The 19,287-nt window shown below is 52.6% G+C and carries 18 protein-coding genes; 16 read left to right on the top strand and 2 right to left on the bottom strand.

All coding sequences use genetic code 11. The annotated features are described in order from the left end of the window. The first annotated feature begins 3 nt into the window (after positions 1 to 3). The 6 genes from ACLJQD_RS16025 to purF all read left to right on the top strand — a co-directional run bounded on the left by ACLJQD_RS16025 (position 4) and on the right by purF (position 6,081). Complete coding sequence (locus ACLJQD_RS16025) at positions 4 to 663, top strand: DedA family protein (protein ID WP_000364317.1); 660 nt, start codon at positions 4 to 6, stop codon at positions 661 to 663. A gap of 149 nt (positions 664 to 812) precedes the next feature. Then, positions 813 to 1,727: an acetyl-CoA carboxylase, carboxyltransferase subunit beta gene (gene accD, locus ACLJQD_RS16020; protein ID WP_001630099.1), complete on the top strand. Its 915-nt coding sequence runs from the start codon at positions 813 to 815 to the stop codon at positions 1,725 to 1,727. 67 nt (positions 1,728 to 1,794) lie between these two features. Continuing rightward, entirely contained in the window at positions 1,795 to 3,063 is a 1,269-nt protein-coding gene (gene folC / locus ACLJQD_RS16015) for a bifunctional tetrahydrofolate synthase/dihydrofolate synthase (RefSeq protein WP_000792275.1), read from the top strand. Beyond that, on the top strand, positions 3,053 to 3,727 hold the full coding sequence (dedD, locus tag ACLJQD_RS16010) for a cell division protein DedD (protein ID WP_000157032.1): 675 nt from the start codon (positions 3,053 to 3,055) through the stop codon (positions 3,725 to 3,727). The genes folC and dedD overlap by 11 nt, the downstream gene beginning before the upstream one ends. Positions 3,728 to 4,037: 310 nt before the next feature. Next, on the top strand, positions 4,038 to 4,526 hold the full coding sequence (gene cvpA, locus ACLJQD_RS16005) for a colicin V production protein (protein WP_000262102.1): 489 nt from the start codon (positions 4,038 to 4,040) through the stop codon (positions 4,524 to 4,526). Positions 4,527 to 4,563: 37 nt separating this feature from the next. Next, positions 4,564 to 6,081 carry an amidophosphoribosyltransferase gene (gene purF / locus ACLJQD_RS16000; protein WP_000334205.1) on the top strand — a complete coding sequence of 506 codons (1,518 nt, stop codon included), beginning with the start codon at positions 4,564 to 4,566 and terminating at the stop codon, positions 6,079 to 6,081. Between the two features lie 35 nt (positions 6,082 to 6,116). Here purF and ACLJQD_RS15995 read toward each other — a convergent pair whose 3' ends face one another. Further along, complete coding sequence (locus tag ACLJQD_RS15995) at positions 6,117 to 7,544, bottom strand: sigma-54 interaction domain-containing protein (RefSeq protein WP_000168925.1); 1,428 nt, start codon at positions 7,542 to 7,544, stop codon at positions 6,117 to 6,119. Positions 7,545 to 7,754: 210 nt separating this feature from the next. On the opposite strand from ACLJQD_RS15995, the gene ACLJQD_RS15990 reads away from it, so the two are divergent. The 10 genes from ACLJQD_RS15990 to hisP all read left to right on the top strand — a co-directional run bounded on the left by ACLJQD_RS15990 (position 7,755) and on the right by hisP (position 18,286). Beyond that, positions 7,755 to 9,152, top strand: a complete 1,398-nt coding sequence (locus ACLJQD_RS15990; RefSeq protein ID WP_000132306.1) for a diaminopimelate decarboxylase family protein — start codon at positions 7,755 to 7,757, stop codon at positions 9,150 to 9,152. Positions 9,153 to 9,242: 90 nt separating this feature from the next. Continuing rightward, positions 9,243 to 10,664 (top strand): APC family permease, encoded by a 1,422-nt coding sequence (locus ACLJQD_RS15985; protein ID WP_017441455.1) that lies wholly within the window; start codon positions 9,243 to 9,245, stop codon positions 10,662 to 10,664. A gap of 1 nt (position 10,665) precedes the next feature. Beyond that, positions 10,666 to 11,769, top strand: a complete 1,104-nt coding sequence (locus ACLJQD_RS15980) for an alanine/ornithine racemase family PLP-dependent enzyme (protein WP_000281907.1) — start codon at positions 10,666 to 10,668, stop codon at positions 11,767 to 11,769. Between the two features lie 63 nt (positions 11,770 to 11,832). Next, complete coding sequence (locus tag ACLJQD_RS15975; protein WP_000380353.1) at positions 11,833 to 13,239, top strand: amino acid permease; 1,407 nt, start codon at positions 11,833 to 11,835, stop codon at positions 13,237 to 13,239. A 26-nt stretch (positions 13,240 to 13,265) separates the two neighbouring features. Next, the gene (locus ACLJQD_RS15970; RefSeq protein WP_000825682.1) at positions 13,266 to 13,835 is read left to right on the top strand and encodes a UbiX family flavin prenyltransferase; all 570 of its coding nucleotides are present in this window, start codon (positions 13,266 to 13,268) and stop codon (positions 13,833 to 13,835) included. A gap of 288 nt (positions 13,836 to 14,123) precedes the next feature. Then, positions 14,124 to 14,906 carry a lysine/arginine/ornithine ABC transporter substrate-binding protein ArgT gene (gene argT / locus ACLJQD_RS15965; RefSeq protein ID WP_000754423.1) on the top strand — a complete coding sequence of 261 codons (783 nt, stop codon included), beginning with the start codon at positions 14,124 to 14,126 and terminating at the stop codon, positions 14,904 to 14,906. Between the two features lie 237 nt (positions 14,907 to 15,143). Then, the gene (gene hisJ / locus ACLJQD_RS15960; protein ID WP_000731868.1) at positions 15,144 to 15,926 is read left to right on the top strand and encodes a histidine ABC transporter substrate-binding protein HisJ; all 783 of its coding nucleotides are present in this window, start codon (positions 15,144 to 15,146) and stop codon (positions 15,924 to 15,926) included. A gap of 182 nt (positions 15,927 to 16,108) precedes the next feature. Continuing rightward, a complete protein-coding gene (locus ACLJQD_RS15955; RefSeq protein WP_000965498.1) occupies positions 16,109 to 16,795 on the top strand; it encodes a histidine ABC transporter permease HisQ in 687 nt (228 codons plus the stop codon). After that, entirely contained in the window at positions 16,792 to 17,499 is a 708-nt protein-coding gene (gene hisM, locus ACLJQD_RS15950; protein ID WP_000569771.1) for a histidine ABC transporter permease HisM, read from the top strand. Before ACLJQD_RS15955 ends, hisM begins: the two co-directional genes overlap by 4 nt. Before the next feature lie 13 nt (positions 17,500 to 17,512). Next, entirely contained in the window at positions 17,513 to 18,286 is a 774-nt protein-coding gene (hisP, locus tag ACLJQD_RS15945) for a histidine ABC transporter ATP-binding protein HisP (RefSeq protein ID WP_001293591.1), read from the top strand. Positions 18,287 to 18,337: 51 nt separating this feature from the next. On the opposite strand, the gene ACLJQD_RS15940 is transcribed toward hisP, so the two are convergent. After that, positions 18,338 to 19,231, bottom strand: coding sequence for a TIGR01777 family oxidoreductase (locus ACLJQD_RS15940; RefSeq protein WP_001166274.1), 894 nt, complete (start codon positions 19,229 to 19,231; stop codon positions 18,338 to 18,340). Between the last annotated feature and the right edge of the window lie 56 nt (positions 19,232 to 19,287).

Below are 19,287 nucleotides of genomic sequence, written 5' to 3'. Positions count from 1 at the left end.
AATATGGACCTGATCTACTTTATTATTGATTTTATTCTGCACATCGATGTGCATCTGGCGGAGCTGGTCGCGGAGTACGGCGTCTGGGTGTACGCTATTTTGTTTTTGATTCTGTTTTGTGAAACCGGCCTGGTCGTCACGCCGTTCCTGCCGGGCGACTCGCTGCTGTTTGTCGCCGGGGCGCTGGCTTCGCTGGAAACCAACGATCTCAATGTGCATGTTATGGTGGCGTTAATGCTGATCGCCGCAATTGTCGGCGATGCGGTAAATTACACGATTGGTCGACTGTTCGGCGAAAAACTGTTCAGTAATCCGAATTCGAAAATTTTCCGCCGCAGTTATCTGGATAAAACCCACCAGTTTTATGAAAAACACGGCGGTAAAACTATCATTCTCGCCCGCTTCGTGCCGATCGTCAGAACCTTTGCGCCGTTTGTGGCAGGGATGGGGCACATGTCCTATCGGCATTTTGCCGCTTATAACGTCATCGGCGCGCTGCTGTGGGTGCTGCTCTTTACCTACGCCGGTTATTTCTTCGGTACGATACCGTTGATTCAGGATAACCTTAAGCTGCTGATTGTGGGGATTATCGTGGTTTCGATATTACCTGGCGTCATCGAGATTATTCGGCATAAGCGCGCTGCGTCGCGTGCCGCAAAATAGAAAGTAACTCAGCGGTTCGACCACTTTTTTATCCAAAGTTTCGGGCTGTTATGTTTTAATGTGCAACATTCATGGTCTGTTGGGGGCAAAAATGGCATTATGCGCCCCTTATAATAAAGCTGACTAAGGTTCAGGCAGAAAGGTCACCAATGAGCTGGATTGAACGAATTAAAAGCAACATTACTCCCACCCGCAAGGCAAGCATTCCTGAAGGGGTGTGGACCAAGTGTGATAGCTGCGGTCAGGTTTTATACCGCGCTGAGCTGGAACGTAATCTTGAGGTCTGTCCTAAGTGTGACCATCATATGCGCATGTCGGCGCGCAATCGCCTGCATAGCCTGTTAGATGAAGGTTCCCTTGTGGAGTTGGGTAGCGAGCTGGAGCCAAAAGACGTGCTCAAGTTCCGCGATTCCAAAAAATATAAAGACAGACTGGCGTCCGCGCAGAAAGAAACCGGCGAGAAAGACGCGCTGGTGGTCATGAAAGGGACGCTTCACGGTATGCCGGTTGTCGCCGCCGCGTTTGAATTCGCGTTCATGGGCGGCTCAATGGGGTCTGTCGTTGGCGCACGCTTCGTTCGCGCCGTTGAACAGGCGCTGGAAGACAACTGTCCGTTAGTGTGTTTCTCTGCTTCCGGCGGCGCGCGTATGCAAGAAGCGCTGATGTCGCTGATGCAGATGGCGAAAACCTCGGCGGCGCTGGCTAAAATGCAGGAACGCGGTTTACCGTACATTTCTGTACTGACCGACCCAACGATGGGCGGCGTTTCCGCCAGTTTTGCGATGCTGGGCGATCTCAACATCGCCGAGCCAAAAGCCCTGATTGGCTTCGCCGGCCCGCGCGTTATCGAACAAACCGTCCGTGAGAAGCTCCCGCCGGGATTCCAGCGCAGTGAGTTCCTGATCGAAAAAGGCGCTATTGATATGATCGTCCGCCGCCCGGAAATGCGCCTGAAGCTGGCGAGCATTCTGGCGAAGCTGATGAATCTGCCCTCGCCGAACCCGGACGCCCCGCGTGAAGGCGTGGTGGTGCCTCCGGCGCCGGATCAGGAGTCTGAGGCCTGATAACTGAAAAGGGCAGGGCCGCAGGCTCTGCCCTTTTGCTTTTCACCGTAAAGAAGCAGCGGAATCAATGAAAAACAAATCTATACCTCAAGCTGCGTCGCCCCTGGCCTCGTGGCTTTCTTATCTGGAAAACCTGCACAGCAAGAGTATCGATTTAGGCCTTGAGCGCGTAAGCCAGGTGGCAGCGCGTCTGGACATCCTCAAGCCTGCGCCGTTCGTTTTTACCGTGGCGGGAACCAACGGTAAAGGTACGACCTGTCGAACGCTGGAGTCGGTGTTAATCGCGGCGGGATACCGTGTGGGCGTCTATAGTTCGCCTCATCTGGTACGTTACACCGAGCGCGTGCGCGTGCAGGGGAAAGAATTAGCGGAATCCGCGCATACCGCGTCCTTTGCGGAAATAGAAGCGGCGCGCGGCGATATTTCATTGACCTATTTTGAATATGGCACGTTGTCGGCATTGTGGCTGTTTAAACAGGCTAACCTTGACGTGGTGATTCTGGAGGTCGGGTTGGGCGGGCGCCTGGACGCCACGAACATTGTGGATGCCGATGTAGCGGTAATTACCAGCATCGCGCTTGACCATACTGACTGGCTGGGGCCGGATCGCGAAAGTATCGGCCGCGAGAAGGCCGGGATTTTTCGCGCGGAAAAACCCGCTATTGTCGGCGAACCGGAAATGCCGGCAACCATCGCGGATGTCGCGCAGGAGACCGGCGCGCTGTTGCGGCGTCGCGGCGTTGACTGGCGTTATGAGGTGACAGCGACCCACTGGGCGTTTACCGATGGCGACGGTACGCTTGCCGGACTGCCGTTGCCGCAGGTTCCCCAGCCGAATGCCGCCACCGCCCTGGCCGCGCTGCGCGCCAGCAGGTTGAACATTGACGAGCAGGCGATTCGCGACGGTATTGCGCAGGCTACCTTGCCGGGACGTTTTCAAATCGTGAGTGAGTCGCCGCGCGTTATCTTTGATGTCGCCCATAATCCCCACGCGGCGGAATACCTGACGGGTCGTCTGAAAATGTTGCCGAAACGCGGGCGCGTGCTTGCGGTGATTGGTATGCTGCATGATAAAGATATCGCCGGCACGTTAGCCTGGTTGAAAAGCGTGGTTGACGACTGGTATTGTGCTCCGTTAGAGGGGCCGCGCGGCGCGACGGCGGAACAACTTCTGGAACATCTGGGGAAAGGGAATGTCTATGATAGCGTCGCGCAGGCATGGCAGGCCGCTATCGACGCGGCGCAGCCAGAAGATACCGTGCTGGTGTGCGGATCGTTCCACACCGTCGCACATGTTATGGAAGTGATAGACGCGGGGAGAATCGGTGGCGAGTAAGTTTCAGAATCGTTTAGTCGGCACGATTGTGTTAGTCGCGCTGGGGGTTATTGTGCTTCCCGGTCTGCTGGACGGACAGAAAAAGCATTATCAGGATGAATTTGCTGCGATTCCACTGGTACCGAAGCCTGGCGACCGCGATGAGCCGGATATGATGCCTGCCGCAACGCAGGCGCTACCGACACAGCCGCCGGAAGGGGCGGCTGAAGAGGTGCGGGCGGGAGATGCGGCAGCGCCATCGCTGGACCCGTCGCGCATGGCGTCTAACAATGTCGAGCTTGATCCGATACCGGCGGAGACGCCTAAACCGAAGCCGGTTGAAAAACCGAAGCCGCAGCCTAAACCGCAACAGCCGGTTGTCGTCGCTTCCACGCCGACGCCCGCGCCGAAACCGGCCGCCGACGATAAACCTGCGCCGACCGGCAAAGCTTATGTCGTACAGTTGGGCGCGCTGAAAAACGCGGATAAAGTCAACGAGATAGTCGGCAAGCTTCGTTCCGCCGGGTTCCGGGTTTATACTTCCCCCTCAACGCCGGTACAGGGTAAAATAACCCGTATTCTCGTCGGGCCGGATGCGTCGAAAGATAAGATGAAAGGATCGCTTGGCGAGCTCAAGCAGATTTCCGGGTTAAGCGGCGTGGTGATGGGATATAGCCCGAACTAAGGCGCGTTTTGCCTGAGCGCGCAGCGTTAAGGCCTACGGTGTTCACCTGGTAATAGCCGAAGTTCTGTAGGCTGGATAAGGCGTTTACGCCGTCATCCGGCAGAAGGAATAAACCTGGTATCCTGAGCTTATCAGGCCGATGGCAGCTCTTCTGGTCGTGCCCGAAGAGATAAAAAGTGTGATGGCGTTGAATATTTTTTCAGCGCCATTTTTATTTACGCGTGGGAAGGAAATCCCTACGCAAACGTTTTCTTTTTCTGTTAGAATGCGCCCCGAACAGGACGACAGGGCGTAAAATCGTGGGACATCTATGGTCTGGATTGATTACGCCATTATCGCGGTGATTGCTTTTTCCTGTCTGGTTAGCCTGATCCGCGGCTTTGTTCGTGAAGCGTTATCGCTGGTGACGTGGGGTTGTGCTTTCTTTGTCGCCAGTCACTACTACACTTACCTGTCTGTCTGGTTTACGGGCTTTGAAGACGAACTGGTTCGTAATGGGATTGCTATCGCGGTACTGTTTATCGCGACGCTTATCGTCGGCGCTATCGTGAATTTTGTGATAGGTCAGCTAGTAGAAAAGACCGGCCTGTCGGGAACTGACCGGGTGTTGGGGATCTGTTTCGGCGCACTGCGAGGCGCGCTGATTGTCGCCGCCATTCTGTTCTTCCTTGATACCTTTACCGGCTTGTCGAAAAGCGAAGACTGGAGCAAATCGCAGCTCATCCCGCAGTTCAGCTTCATCATCAGATGGTTCTTTGACTATCTGCAAAGCTCGTCGAGTTTCTTGCCCAGGACGTAACAGGTTCTGAGATGTGGCTTAACGAGGAAAATGACGTATGTGCGGTATTGTCGGTATCGCCGGTGTTATGCCGGTCAACCAGTCGATTTATGACGCGTTAACAGTGCTCCAGCATCGTGGTCAGGATGCTGCCGGTATCATCACCATTGATGCGAATAACTGCTTCCGCTTGCGTAAGGCAAACGGGCTGGTGAACGATATTTTTGAAGCTCGCCACATGCAGCGTTTGCAGGGCAACATGGGGATTGGCCATGTACGCTACCCTACCGCAGGCAGCTCCAGCGCTTCGGAAGCGCAACCTTTTTACGTTAACTCGCCGTATGGCATCACGTTGGCCCATAATGGCAACCTGACTAACGCGCATGAGCTACGCAAAAAGCTGTTTGAAGAAAAGCGCCGTCATATCAACACCACCTCCGATTCCGAAATCCTGCTCAATATTTTCGCCAGCGAGCTCGACAACTTCCGTCACTATCCGCTGGAAGCCGACAATATTTTTGCCGCGATTGCCGCGACTAACCGTCAAATCCGCGGCGCCTATGCCTGCGTAGCGATGATTATCGGCCACGGCATGGTGGCTTTTCGCGATCCGCACGGCATTCGCCCGTTAGTGCTGGGCAAGCGTGACGTTGGCGATGGTCGTACGGAGTATATGGTCGCTTCTGAAAGCGTGGCGCTGGATACGCTGGGCTTTGAATTCCTGCGCGATGTTGCGCCAGGCGAAGCTATCTATATTACCGAAAAGGGGCAACTGTTCACGCGCCAGTGCGCGGATAATCCGGTCAGTAACCCCTGTCTGTTCGAGTACGTTTATTTTGCTCGCCCGGACTCCTTTATCGACAAAATCTCCGTCTACAGCGCTCGTGTGAATATGGGCACCAAACTTGGCGAAAAAATCGCTCGTGAATGGGAAGATCTGGACATCGACGTCGTGATCCCTATCCCGGAAACCTCCTGCGATATCGCCCTGGAAATTGCCCGTATTCTCGGCAAGCCATACCGCCAGGGATTTGTCAAAAATCGTTACGTGGGACGTACCTTTATCATGCCGGGCCAACAGCTACGCCGTAAATCCGTGCGCCGTAAGCTCAATGCTAATCGCGCGGAATTCCGCGATAAGAACGTCCTGCTGGTGGATGATTCCATCGTGCGTGGCACCACATCAGAGCAGATCATCGAGATGGCCAGGGAAGCCGGCGCGAAGAAGGTTTATCTGGCGTCCGCCGCGCCGGAAATTCGTTTCCCCAACGTCTATGGCATTGATATGCCGACCGCCAATGAGCTGATCGCGCATGGTCGCGAGGTGGATGAAATTCGTCAGATCATCGGCGCAGACGGGCTTATCTTCCAGGATCTGAACGATCTGATCGAAGCCGTACGCGCGGAAAATCCGGATATCCAGCAGTTTGAATGTTCGGTATTTAACGGGGTATATGTCACCAAAGACGTAGACCAGCAATACCTCGACTTCCTGGATTCATTACGTAATGACGACGCCAAAGCGGTGCTGTTCCAGAACGAAATGGAAAACCTGGAAATGCATAACGAAGGCTAATGGCTTTGCCAGCGGCGCGATGCCGCTGGCCGATGTCAATTACGCACCACGCCGAAGCGAATAGCGTATTTTTGTACTTTGTACTGTAACGTGGTGCGCGATACGTTAAGGCTGCGGGCCGCGGCGGCAATATTCCCCTGATGCGTATCCAGCGCGGTTTCTATTAAATGCCTTTCGTAGTTAGCAACCCGTACCTCCAGCGACCCTTCATACTGCGGATCGGGTGATGAGGGAAGGGGATTTTCCGGCGCGGTTTCCGGTACGCCTAAATTTAACTCGTCCTGTTCAAAAATGATGTGTTTCAGCAGCCCGTCTTTTTCCTGCATGATCATGCTGCGTACAATCGCGTTTTCCAGCATCCTGACATTACCCGGCCAGGCGTGATTGAGCAGATCAGCACGCGCCGTCTCGCTTAGTCCGTGAATGTCCTGCGGCACATCATTACGGTATTTATCAATAAAATAATTCGCCAGTAAGGGAATATCTTCCGGGCGGGCGCGCAGCGGCGGTAACGTCAACATTCCGACGCTCAACCGATAAAAAAGATCCGCCCGCAGGCGTTCTTGTTGAATTAATTTGACGGGCGCTTCGTTCATGGCGGCAACGATCCTGACATCAGAGTGGAGTTGCTGTTGTCCGCCGAGCCGCCAGAAGGTTTTATCCTGCAAGAATCGCAGCAGCTTACTTTGCATTTCTATCGGCATGGCGTTCAGCTCATCAAGAAAGAGCGTTCCCCCGTTTGCCAACTCCAGATAGCCCTGGCTATTTTCCGCGCCGGTATAGGCGCCGCGCACGGTGCCGAAAAGCGTACTTTCGATAAGCGTAGGCGGTAGAGCGCCGCAGTTCAGGGCGATGAAGGGTTTATTCGCCCGCTTGCTGCATTGATGTATCAGGCGGGAAAATAGCTCCTTACCCGTACCCGTCTCCCCGACAATCGTCACCGGAATATTACTGGCGGCCAGCCGTTTGGCTTTGGCGATATTACTGAGCATTTCCGGGTTTTCGGTAATAATGGCATGGTGCTTCTCATGGTGATCGGCATACAGCAGTTGGTTCAGTTCTACCACCTGCTCCTGGAGCCGCCTGACGCCGGACATATTCCTGCCGATTTCGATAACGCCGACCATGCCGCCATCGCTTGCATAGAGCGGCGCGGTGGTGTGCTGATAGTCAACGGCCTGGCCTCGCGCATTGTAATAAATTTGATAATGGCCAATGTATTCCACGCCTTTTTTTAACGATGAAAGCATCGTACTTTGCGTCTCTTTCATGCCCGGATAGACATCCAGCATATGTTTTCCCATTGCCCGTTCAATGCTGTAGCCGTCCAGATCCGCGCTTTCCTGATTGTAGTAAACGTATTCACCACGCTCATTAATGACGGCCAACGGCTGATGAATCAAATCGAAAAAGCGGGAAAACATCCTGAGCGCCGAGGCCAGTTCCTGATTGGTGGATGCCATACATGCATTCCTCATATCTATTATTCATGTTGTCATTATAAAAGTGACGAATTTTCGTCGTTGTGATGAATAACAAACTCAATGACGAAAATGAGAAATAGCTTGTTTTTATAACTAATTGATTATTTTTATAAAAAATAGTGGCATGCCTTTTGCCTTATCCCTGTAAAGAATGCGGATTTTTACCATAAACATTAAGCAGAGGGCGTTATGACTGACTCGATTATGCAGAATTACAACCAGCTACGTGAGCAGGTAATCAACGGCGATCGCCGTTTCCAGCACAAAGACGGTCATTTGTGTTTTGAAGGGGTCGATCTGGACGCTCTGGCGCGCCAGTACCCCACGCCGTTCTATGTGTTTTCTGAGCCGGAGATTATTCGTAACATTCATGAAATCCAGCAGGCATTTGCGGCGCATAAAAATACCAAAACCTTCTTTGCGTCAAAAACCTGCTCGGTCATGGGGGTGTTGAAAGCCATTCGTGACGCCGGAATTTGCGCGGAGGCAAACTCACAATATGAGGTTCGCAAGTGTCTGGAGATAGGCTTTCGCGGCGATCAGATCGTCTTCAACGGCGTGGTGAAAAAGCCTGCCGATCTGGAATATGCCATCGCCAACGATCTGTATCTTATTAATGTTGATAGCCTGTATGAGCTGGAACATATTGATGCCATCTCTCGCAAGCTGAAGAAAGTCGCCAATGTTTGCGTCCGCGTAGAGCCGAATGTTCCCTCGGCGACGCATGCGGAACTGGTTACCGCTTTCCATGCGAAGTCGGGTCTCGACCTGGAACAGGCGGAAGAAACCTGCCGCCGCATTCTGGCGATGCCTTATGTGCATTTGCGCGGCTTGCATATGCATGTGGGCGATCAGGTGCCGGAGTCAGAGCCTTTCGCAAAAGCGACTAAAGTGCTGGTGGATGAATCCCGTCGCCTGGAAGAGGTGCTCGGTATTAAATTTGATTTGATCAACGTGGGCGGCGGAATTCCGGTTCCCTATAAATATGACGACGAGAATGGCGACCCGTTAAAAGATAATATGTATGCCGGTATTACCGCCCAGGATTTTGCCGATGCGGTCATTCGCGAAGTGCATAAATGGCGTACCGATGTGGAAATATGTATTGAACCGGGGCGTAAAGTGACCGGGTCGGCGGCGGTTTTACTGACGGAAGTCTCCTGCGAAAAACGTAAAACAAATTACGATCTTAACGGCAATGTGGAATGCCACGTTGAATGGAAATTTGTCGACGCTGGTTACAGCGTACTCTCTGACAGCCAGCATTTTGACTGGTTCTTTTATGTCTATAACGCCTCTCGCATGACGGCAGCGCACGACGCCTGGATAAAATTAGCCGGGCCGCTGTGTGATGGCGGAGATTATTTCCACATGGGAGTGAAAGGTGAAGAGTTTTTACTGCCGAAGGAGACTCATGTTGGCGATATTGTCGCGTTTCTTGACGCCGGGGCATACACCATTGAAAGTCAAACCGTTTATAACAACCGTCCGCGCACGGGCGTGGTGATGATCGATAAAAATGGTGAGACGCGTCTGATTCGTCGGGAAGACAGTTACGAAGATATGGTCAAGTACGACATTTATTAATACTGTTTTGGGCTTCAGTTTCATGCTGAAGCCCGTCGTCAGATGATAAGAAGAGGGCAGTGATGCCTGAATGCATAACAGGAGATGGCCATGAGTAACACGAATTCTGGCTTACTTGGCATCAAAGACATTGTCTTTATGAATGTCATCGCTATTCTGAGTTTGCGGCAAATCCCTAACGTGGCGCCTTACGGGGCATCGGCCATGTTGTTATGGGTGATCGCCGCATTCTGTTTGTTTTTTCCTTTAGCGATGGTATGCGGCGAGCTGTCAACCGGCTGGCCGAAAGATGGCGGGATATTTGTCTGGATTAAAGAGGCATTTGGTAAACGTATTGCATGGATTGTTGTGGTTTGTTTTCTCTTTTCCTGCGTACTGTTTTTCCCATTAATGCTGCAATTCGGCTTTACCGCGTTGGGCTATATGATCGGCGGCGGCCTAGCGGAAAATAAAGCATTTATCGGTATTGGTTCCGCGGTAATTTTCTGGCTATTAACGCTGATGAATATCCGCGGGATGGAATGGACAAAAATTATTAATAGCATCAGCGCCTGGTGCGGCGTATTTATTCCCTCCGCCATCCTCATTTTGCTGGCGGTGGTATGGCTATGTACCGGACACCAGATGCAGACGGACTACACTACAGCGAAAAACTGGATTCCGGATCTCGGGCACTGGGATACGATCGTTTTCTTATCCAGCATGATGTTTGCGTTTGCCGGACTGGAGGTCGCCCCGATGATTGCTGGGCGTACCCGTAATCCACAGCGTGATTTTCCGCGAGCGATGGCCGTCTCCGCCGCCGTTATCGTCGGGATCTATATGGTCGGCACCTGGGCGCTAAATACGCTTTTACCCGCCGGGAAAACCGACATTGTGGCAGGCGTCATGCAGGCTATGCATGCTGCTGCGGATACGCTGCATATGCCGTGGTTAATTCCTGTTATGGCCATCTGTATGTTTTTTGGCGCTCTCGGGCAGATTAACTCCTGGCTGGTGGGGCCGATTTATATGCTCCAGGAAGCCTCGCGTGAAGATAATCTGCTGGGGGACCGAATCGGCAAATTACATCCGGTGTGGAAAACGCCCGCCTTTGCCTTGACTGTACAGGCGATTATTGTCACGGTCCTGTGTTTTTCGACTTTTATTTCGCCAAGCGTTGCGGCGGCTTACTGGATGTTAACGGCGCTAACGACCATCACCTATTTTATTCCTTACCTGGTGATGTTCCCGGCGTTCTGGCGTTTACGTAAGACTCAGCCGGATACGCCAAGAAGTTTTAAAATTCCGGGCAAGGTTTTACCGGCTATTTTACCCACGCTGGGCTTTCTTTCTATCGCCTTTGCCGTTGCGCTGTTATTTATTCCGCCTTCTCAAATTGATATGGGCGGATATTTCCAGTACGCCGGGAAAATTATTGGCGGAGCCGTGCTGGCGGTTGTCGTCGCGGAGTACATTTACCATCGGGCGCAGAAACGTAATGCCCGTTTAAGCATGGCGGGAGGAAAATAAAATGTATATGCCAGTTCTGGAAATAAATCTACGCAAGCTGGAAGAAAACGCCCGCACGGAAAAAGCTCTGCTGGCAAGCAGCGGTATTGACGTGATGGCTGTCAATAAAGTTTTTGACGGCTGCGTGGAAACCGCGCAGGCGGTGTTCAACGGCGGAATTACCGTTATTGCTGAATCACGAACCTATAATTTGAAAAAAATACGCGAGACAGGATGTACGACCTGCCTGTTACGCAGCCCGTGTCTGAGTGAAATCGAAGATGTGGTGCGCTACGCGGATATTAGTTTAAATAGCGAGCCGGTGGTATTACGGGCATTATCGCAAGAAGCCCAACGCCAGGGGAAAACGCATCAGGTATTACTGATGGTGGATATGGGCGATTTACGCGAGGGTATCTGGTTTGGTGAATATCAACGCATTCTTGAGACCGTGACTCTGATTACTGGTCTGCCCGGTCTGGAATTATATGGACTGGGCACCAACTTTAATTGTTACGGCACCGTGTTGCCAACGGTAAAAAATGGCGAGGATTTTCTGGCGCTGGCCGCCCGGCTGGAAGCCGACAGCGGTATTCCTGTCCGGCGGCTTTCTGCGGGAAACTGCACCAGCTATCACCTGCTGGATAAAGGTATCTGGCCGCAGGGACTGAATCATCTGCGCATCGGCGGACTGCATGAATTCGGCATTGAATATGTGGACATGAAATACCTGAATGAATTTCACCACTCCGCAAAACCGGTCGATAAAGCCTGTTCCGATATGTATATCCTGGAAGCGGAAATCATCGAACTGAACAGTAAACCGACCGTCCCGGTTGGGGAGCTGGGCGTCGATGCCTTTTTGCAAAGTAAAACCTTTGTCGATCGTGGCATACGCCGACGCGCATTGCTGGCGTTTGGTCGTCAGGATGTGCCGTCGGATAACTGTGTGCCATGCGACGACGCTATCACTATCTTAGGGCAAACCAGCGATCATACGCTGGTGGATATTGAAGATTGTCGTCAGTCGCTAAAAGTAGGCGATGTGGTTCGCTTTGAGCTGGATTATACGGGCCTATTAATGGCCTGCCAGACCAAAGGCGTCGCCTGGAGGTTTACGCGTTAACGCATAACCGCCGCGGCTATGTCGCGGCGGCATCTTTGACCTCACGAAAGACAGGGAGTAACGATGGATACCCTGCAACAATCTCCGCCAGCAGAGCCTGAAGGCGGTCTGCGGCGTAACCTGAAGAAGCGGCACCTGCTGATGATGTCGCTGGGCGGCACGATTGGCACCGGCTTATTTATCGGCATTGCCGAACCGTTAAGCAGCGTCGGGCCGGCGGGAACCTTACTGGCCTATCTGTTTGCCGGAACCATTATGCTGGCGACGATGATGTGTCTTGGCGAATTATCATGCGCTTTTCCTCACTCCGGTTCATTTCAACATTACGCGCTGATGTTTATGCCGTCACCTTGCTGGAGCTATACCATTGGCTGGCTTTACTGGTTTAGCTGGGTCTTTTCCCTGGCAGCCGACCTCACTGCCGCAGGGTTTATTGCTCACCAGTTTTTCCCCGCGGTTCCGGTATATATGTTCTGCCTGGCGATTCTGCTCATCCTGACGGCTATCAATCTCACCTCCGCAAAAAGTTTTGGCGAATGCGAATACTGGCTTTCGGCCATTAAGGTCTTCGCGATCGTGCTGTTTATCTGCGCGGGCGGGGTCATGATCTACTCGCTAATGGGCCATAGTGACTGGCACCCGACGTTAAAAATAGACGGAATGTGGTTTCCCCACGGTTGGGAGCAAATTGTGGTCTGTATGACGATCGTGATTTACTCCTTCCAGGGGGTGGAATTGGTAGGAAATGCGGCAGGGGAGACCGAATCGCCGCACATTATTTTACCGAAAGTGATCCTGGGGATCGGTCTCAGAATCATTTTGTTTTACGGCCTGGCGATTGCGGTGCTGGCGCTGGTCTATCCGCATGAACTGACGCCAAATGGACAAAGTCCCTTTGTATGGGTATTCTCCCACGCGGGCATTCCGGGGGCGGATACGCTGATGACGCTGGTGATCTTTTCCGCCGCGGTTTCTGCCGCTAACTCGGCCATTTACGCCAGTTCGCGTATGCTGTGGTCTATGGCGGGCGATCGCTTTGCGCCAGCCTGCTTTGGTAAAACGAACGGCGGCGGCGTGCCGGTGTATGCTATTTTAATCACGGCCTTGTTGGCGTTGGTGTCGTTGCTGACCCGCTATATTCCCGCACAGCAATTTTATTTATATCTGATCGCCAGTACCGGGCAGGTGGGTTGCCTGGCATGGATAACCATCGGATGGTGCCAGTATCGCTTCCGACAATCGGTGCGTAATGGAACGTACGCCAGCGATTTGCTACGCTATCGATCGCCGCTTTTCCCCTGGACGGCCCGATTTGTCATTATCACCAATTTTGCCATTATGGTCGGCACCTGGTTTAGTGAGCAAGGGGTAGTGATAATGTTGGTTGAGCTGGCTTTTATGATAGGGATTCTTTTGTCATGGTATCTCTTCAGACCCACTTTGAGCCGATTACGTAACACAGTGGGATGAACGGCGCTCGTAAACGGTAAGAGAACATGAAACGACTTATTGTAGGAATTAGCGGCGCCAGCGGAGCGATTTATGGCGTGCGCTTATTACAAATTTTGCGCGATGTCGATAGCGTGGAAACGCATCTGGTGATGAGTCAGGCGGCCCGGCAAACGCTGGCGCTGGAGACCCATTTTTCGCTGCGCGAGGTGCAGGCGCTGGCCGATGTGACGCACGATGCGCGCGACATTGCCGCCAGCATTTCCTCGGGCTCATACCCGACGGCGGGAATGGTTATCTTGCCCTGTTCGATTAAAACGCTGTCGGGGATTGTCCACAGTTATACTGACGGACTGCTTACCCGCGCGGCGGATGTGATATTAAAAGAGCGGCGACCTCTGGTGCTGTGTGTGCGCGAAACGCCGCTGCATATCGGGCATTTGCGTTTAATGACCCAGGCCGCTGAGATAGGCGCGGTGATTATGCCGCCGGTTCCGGCTTTTTATCATCTCCCTCAGACGTTAGATGATGTTATAAATCAAACGGTTAACCGAGTTTTGGATCAGTTTGATATCCCCCTTCCGCACGATCTTTTTGTTCGCTGGCAGGGCGCATAGCGTTGTCTGTTTAGCGTGCATTATTGTCCCTGTTGCCCTGTTTCAGGGCAATTTTGTAACCGCGATCATATCCTCAACATTTAATTCGTTAAAAGCCGCCGAAACGCTGCGGTTCAACCGTCATACCTGCTATCTTCAACATCAGGACAATATTGCAACGTTTTATTAACAAATTTAACGTCGAATCGTTTTGCTGACGTGAAAATGGCATAAGACCTGCATGAAAAAGTCTGCAAACACACAACACCACGTAAAACATAAGAAAATGACGCCACTTGAGGGGTATGTATGAAGAAGACCGTTCTCGCTTTGTCTTTGCTGATAGGTCTGGGCGCGACGGCGGCCAGTTACGCCGCGCTCCCGCAAACGGTTCGTATTGGAACAGATACCACCTACGCGCCTTTCTCATCAAAAGATGCCAAAGGCGAGTTTATTGGCTTTGATATCGATCTCGGTAATGAAATGTGTAAGCGTATGCAGGTGAAATGTACCTGGGTCGCCAGCGACTTTGATGCGCTTATTCCCTCACTAAAAGCGAAAAAAATTGATGCCATTATTTCATCGCTCTCTATCACTGATAAACGCCAGCAAGAAATTGCGTTTTCCGACAAACTTTACGCGGCGGATTCACGCCTGATTGCGGCAAAAGGGTCTCCCATTCAGCCGACGCTGGAATCGCTGAAAGGCAAGCATGTCGGCGTGCTGCAAGGGTCCACGCAAGAGGCTTACGCCAATGATAACTGGCGCACTAAAGGTGTGGATGTGGTGGCTTATGCCAACCAGGATCTTATCTATTCCGATTTAACCGCCGGTCGTCTGGATGCCGCATTGCAGGATGAAGTCGCCGCCAGCGAAGGTTTCCTGAAGCAGCCAGCGGGCAAAGAGTATGCGTTTGCCGGTCCTTCCGTGAAGGATAAAAAATATTTTGGCGACGGGACGGGGGTTGGGCTGCGTAAAGACGATACCGAGCTAAAAGCCGCGTTTGATAAAGCGCTGACCGAACTGCGCCAGGACGGAACTTACGACAAAATGGCCAAAAAGTACTTCGATTTTAATGTTTACGGCGATTGAGGGAAGGGGATAACGCGCCGCGCTGGGGAACTATCACGGTGCAAAATAGATGTTTTGCACCTTTTTGGTGCATAAGCCGTTGCGGAACAGGCGCATAAATGCATACTTAATCGATTTTTATGCAAAATAAACCGGCTGACAAGGTAGAATGCTTTGCCTTGTCGGCCTGATTAATGGCACGATAGTCGCATCGGATCTGTAAAGATCTCCTGGAAAGACAGTCTGTTGAGGATAGTTATGAAAAAACTGGCGTTATCCCTTTCTCTGGTGCTGGCATTTTCCAGCGCTACCGCAGCATTTGCCGCTATTCCACAAAAGATTCGTATCGGTACCGATCCTACATACGCACCGTTTGAATCCAAAAATGCACAAGGTGAATTGGTCGGCTTTGATATCGATCTGGCCAAAGAGCTGTGCAAACGTATCAACACACAGTGTACGTTCGTGGAAAACCCGCTGGATGCGCTGATTCCGTCTTTAAAAGCGAAGAAAATTGATGCCATCATGTCCTCGCTGTCCATCACTGAAAAGCGCCAGCAGGAAATCGCGTTTACCGACAAGCTTTACGCCGCTGATTCCCGTCTGGTGGTGGCGAAGAACTCTGATATTCAGCCGACTGTCGCGTCGCTGAAAGGCAAGCGCGTCGGCGTGCTACAGGGGACGACGCAGGAGACCTTCGGCAATGAGCATTGGGCGCCGAAAGGGATTGAGATCGTCTCTTACCAGGGGCAGGACAACATTTATTCCGATCTGACGGCTGGCCGTATTGATGCAGCGTTCCAGGACGAGGTCGCGGCCAGCGAAGGTTTCCTTAAACAGCCCGTCGGAAAAGACTATAAATTCGGCGGCCCGGCGGTGAAAGATGAGAAGTTATTCGGCGTAGGAACCGGTATGGGGCTGCGCAAAGAGGATAACGAGCTGCGCGAAGCGCTGAACAAAGCCTTTGCTGAAATGCGTGCTGACGGTACTTACGAAAAGCTGGCGAAAAAGTACTTTGATTTTGATGTTTATGGCGGTTAATCACCGTCGGTGCAGATAAAGCCCAAAGAATGTTGACTGTCTGCATTGCCTGATGGCGCTGTGCATGTCAGGCCTACGGGGAGCATCGTAGGTCGGGCAAGGCACAGCCGCCATCCGGCGTGATGTGAGGCAAAAATGCAAAAGAGGCTTCTTACTTCACCACACACAACAGGACAGGCTGCATGTTGTACGGGTTTTCAGGCGTAATTTTACAGGGCGCGATCGTCACGCTGGAACTGGCGCTCAGTTCCGTGGTGCTGGCCGTGCTTATCGGTCTTGTCGGCGCGGGGGCGAAGCTTTCGCAAAACCGGGTAACGGGGCTTATTTTTGAAGGATACACCACCCTGATTCGCGGGGTGCCGGATCTGGTCTTAATGCTGCTGATATTTTACGGATTGCAAATCGCGCTTAACGTGGTGACCGATTCGCTGGGTATCGACCAGATAGATATTGATCCAATGGTGGCCGGTATTATCACCCTTGGTTTCATTTACGGCGCCTATTTTACCGAAACCTTTCGCGGCGCGTTTATGGCGGTGCCGAAAGGCCATATCGAGGCGGCGACGGCTTTTGGTTTTACCCACGGGCAAACCTTCCGGCGGATTATGTTCCCGGCGATGATGCGTTACGCCCTGCCGGGGATCGGCAATAACTGGCAGGTGATACTCAAAGCGACGGCGCTGGTGTCGCTGCTGGGCCTGGAAGATGTCGTCAAAGCCACGCAGCTTGCCGGTAAAAGCACCTGGGAGCCTTTCTATTTTGCTGTGGTCTGTGGACTTATCTACCTGGTATTCACCACCGTTTCCAATGGTGTGCTGCTCTTACTTGAGCGTCGCTATTCCGTGGGCGTGAAGAGGGCCGATTTGTGATTGAGATCATTCAGGAGTACTGGAAATCCCTGCTGTGGACGGATGGCTATCGTTTTACCGGCGTGGCGATTACGCTGTGGTTGTTAATTTCGTCGGTGGTGATGGGCGGTCTTCTGGCAGTGATTCTGGCGGTGGGTCGCGTTTCCAGTAATAAATTCATCCGTTTTCCCATCTGGCTGTTTACGTATATTTTTCGCGGCACGCCGCTGTACGTACAGCTACTGGTGTTCTATTCGGGGATGTATACGCTGGAGATAGTCAAAGGCACCGATCTTCTTAACGCGTTTTTCCGCAGCGGACTGAACTGTACCGTACTGGCGCTGACGCTGAATACCTGCGCGTATACCACGGAGATTTTCGCGGGGGCGATTCGTTCGGTGCCGCACGGTGAAATTGAAGCGGCACGGGCCTATGGCTTCTCGTCATTTAAAATGTATCGCTGCATTATTTTGCCGTCGGCATTACGCATCGCCTTGCCTGCCTACAGCAACGAAGTGATTTTAATGCTGCACTCTACGGCGCTGGCGTTTACCGCGACGGTGCCGGATTTGTTGAAAATCGCCCGCGATATTAACTCAGCGACTTACCAGCCGTTTACCGCGTTTGGCATTGCCGCCGTGTTGTATTTACTCATTTCGTATGTCCTGATAAGCCTGTTCCGTCGGGCGGAAAGACGCTGGTTGCAGCACGTGTCCTCTAAATAATTCGAGTAACATGATGTCAGAAAATAAATTACACGTTATCGATTTGCACAAACGCTACGGCGGTCATGAAGTGCTGAAAGGGGTATCGCTGCAGGCCCGCGCCGGAGATGTGATTAGCATCATCGGCTCGTCCGGCTCCGGTAAAAGCACTTTTTTGCGCTGTATTAACTTCCTCGAAAAACCGAGCGAAGGCGCGATTATCGTGAACGGTCAGAACATTAATCTGGTGCGTGACAAAGACGGGCAGCTCAAAGTGGCGGATAAAAATCAGCTACGCTTGTTGCGTACCCGTCTGACGATGGTGTTTCAGCACTTTAACCTCTGGAGCCACATGACGGTGCTGGAAAATGTGATGGAAGCGCCGATTCAGGTACTGGGATTAAGCAAGCACGACGCGCGCGAGCGGGCGTTGAAATATCTGGCGAAGGTGGGGATTGATGAGCGCGCTCAGGGCAAATATCCCGTCCATCTCTCCGGCGGCCAACAGCAGCGCGTTTCTATTGCGCGCGCGCTGGCGATGGAACCTGACGTTTTACTGTTCGATGAACCCACATCGGCGCTCGATCCTGAACTGGTCGGCGAAGTGTTGCGCATCATGCAACAACTGGCGGAAGAAGGCAAAACGATGGTGGTGGTCACGCATGAAATGGGCTTCGCCCGCCATGTCTCTTCGCACGTTATTTTTCTGCATCAGGGGAAAATTGAAGAAGAGGGCGATCCGGAGCAGGTGTTCGGCAATCCGCAAAGCCCGCGTTTACAGCAATTCCTGAAAGGCTCGCTGAAATAAAAGAAGCCCGGCGGCGCATCGCTCACCGGGCAGGATACGGCGCTTTAGGAACTAGCGAATCACATCCGCCAGCGCCTCTTCTAAATCATACCAGCGAAATGCGAATCCGGCGGCTTCAAGCCGTTTTGGCAGCGCCCGCTGTCCGCCCAATACCAGCACTGACGACTCTCCCATCAATAAGCGAATTGCCGTCGCCGGAATGCGAATAATCGCCGGACGGCGCAGCGCGCGACCCAGCGCATGAGCAAAATGCTCATTATGGACGGGATACGGCGAGACCATATTGAAGGGACCGCGAAGATCGTTATCCAGCAGCCACAGGATGCCGTTGACCATATCGTCGATGTGAATCCAGGCCAGATATTGCCGACCATTACCCACCGGACCGCCGAGTCCGAGGCGAAACGGCGGAACCATTTTCCCCAGAATCCCGCCTTGCGGCGCCAGGACAACGCCGGTACGCAGCAGGCAGACGCGGGTCTGGTCGCTCTGCGCACGACAGGCAATCTGTTCCCAGCGGGCGCAAAGTTTATGCGTAAATTCGTTGTGCGGCGGCTCATCTTCAGTGACGACAACGTCGCCCAGATCGCCGTAATAGCCCGTGGCGGAGCCGGATATCAACACCGAGGGCGGCGTTGCGCTGGCATGAATTAAATCCACCAACTTTTGCGTGATAGCCCAGCGGCTTTGGCACAACCGTTCTTTTTGTTGCGACGTCCAGCGCTTGTCGGCAATCGGTTCGCCCGCCAGATTGATGATGGCATCAATCTCATTGAGGTGCTCACGTTCCGCCAGCCCTTTCCATAATGTCACTCTGGAATCGAGAATCTGACGCGCGTTATCGGGATTGCGCGTAACGACCGTCACCTGGTGCCCCAGTGTTAACAGCCGGGGAATGAGATGACGCCCTATCAGGCCCGTACCGCCGGTAATCAGAATCTGCATATGACCTCCAGAGTAGGGAGGATTTCCTCTTCCCTAATGTCAGGTTTTTAATACGA

Source organism: Salmonella sp. SAL04214, assembly GCF_046550615.1.
GTDB classification, from domain to species: domain Bacteria; phylum Pseudomonadota; class Gammaproteobacteria; order Enterobacterales; family Enterobacteriaceae; genus Salmonella; species Salmonella enterica.
The sequence above is the reverse complement of the archived record's forward strand: the minus strand, read 5'-3'. Positions and strand labels throughout refer to the sequence as shown.

Excerpts from the sequence above, each read along its gene's own strand:
- ACLJQD_RS16025 (WP_000364317.1), top strand. The coding sequence starts at position 4 with ATGGACCTGATCTACTTTATTATTGATTTTATTCTGCACATCGATGTG.
- accD (WP_001630099.1), top strand. The coding sequence starts at position 813 with ATGAGCTGGATTGAACGAATTAAAAGCAACATTACTCCCACCCGCAAG.
- folC (WP_000792275.1), top strand. The coding sequence starts at position 1,795 with ATGAAAAACAAATCTATACCTCAAGCTGCGTCGCCCCTGGCCTCGTGG.
- cvpA (WP_000262102.1), top strand. The coding sequence starts at position 4,038 with ATGGTCTGGATTGATTACGCCATTATCGCGGTGATTGCTTTTTCCTGT.
- purF (WP_000334205.1), top strand. The coding sequence starts at position 4,564 with ATGTGCGGTATTGTCGGTATCGCCGGTGTTATGCCGGTCAACCAGTCG.
- ACLJQD_RS15995 (WP_000168925.1), bottom strand. The coding sequence starts at position 7,544 with ATGGCATCCACCAATCAGGAACTGGCCTCGGCGCTCAGGATGTTTTCC.
- ACLJQD_RS15990 (WP_000132306.1), top strand. The coding sequence starts at position 7,755 with ATGACTGACTCGATTATGCAGAATTACAACCAGCTACGTGAGCAGGTA.
- ACLJQD_RS15985 (WP_017441455.1), top strand. The coding sequence starts at position 9,243 with ATGAGTAACACGAATTCTGGCTTACTTGGCATCAAAGACATTGTCTTT.
- ACLJQD_RS15980 (WP_000281907.1), top strand. The coding sequence starts at position 10,666 with ATGTATATGCCAGTTCTGGAAATAAATCTACGCAAGCTGGAAGAAAAC.
- ACLJQD_RS15975 (WP_000380353.1), top strand. The coding sequence starts at position 11,833 with ATGGATACCCTGCAACAATCTCCGCCAGCAGAGCCTGAAGGCGGTCTG.
- ACLJQD_RS15970 (WP_000825682.1), top strand. The coding sequence starts at position 13,266 with ATGAAACGACTTATTGTAGGAATTAGCGGCGCCAGCGGAGCGATTTAT.
- argT (WP_000754423.1), top strand. The coding sequence starts at position 14,124 with ATGAAGAAGACCGTTCTCGCTTTGTCTTTGCTGATAGGTCTGGGCGCG.
- hisJ (WP_000731868.1), top strand. The coding sequence starts at position 15,144 with ATGAAAAAACTGGCGTTATCCCTTTCTCTGGTGCTGGCATTTTCCAGC.
- ACLJQD_RS15955 (WP_000965498.1), top strand. The coding sequence starts at position 16,109 with ATGTTGTACGGGTTTTCAGGCGTAATTTTACAGGGCGCGATCGTCACG.
- hisP (WP_001293591.1), top strand. The coding sequence starts at position 17,513 with ATGTCAGAAAATAAATTACACGTTATCGATTTGCACAAACGCTACGGC.
- ACLJQD_RS15940 (WP_001166274.1), bottom strand. The coding sequence starts at position 19,231 with ATGCAGATTCTGATTACCGGCGGTACGGGCCTGATAGGGCGTCATCTC.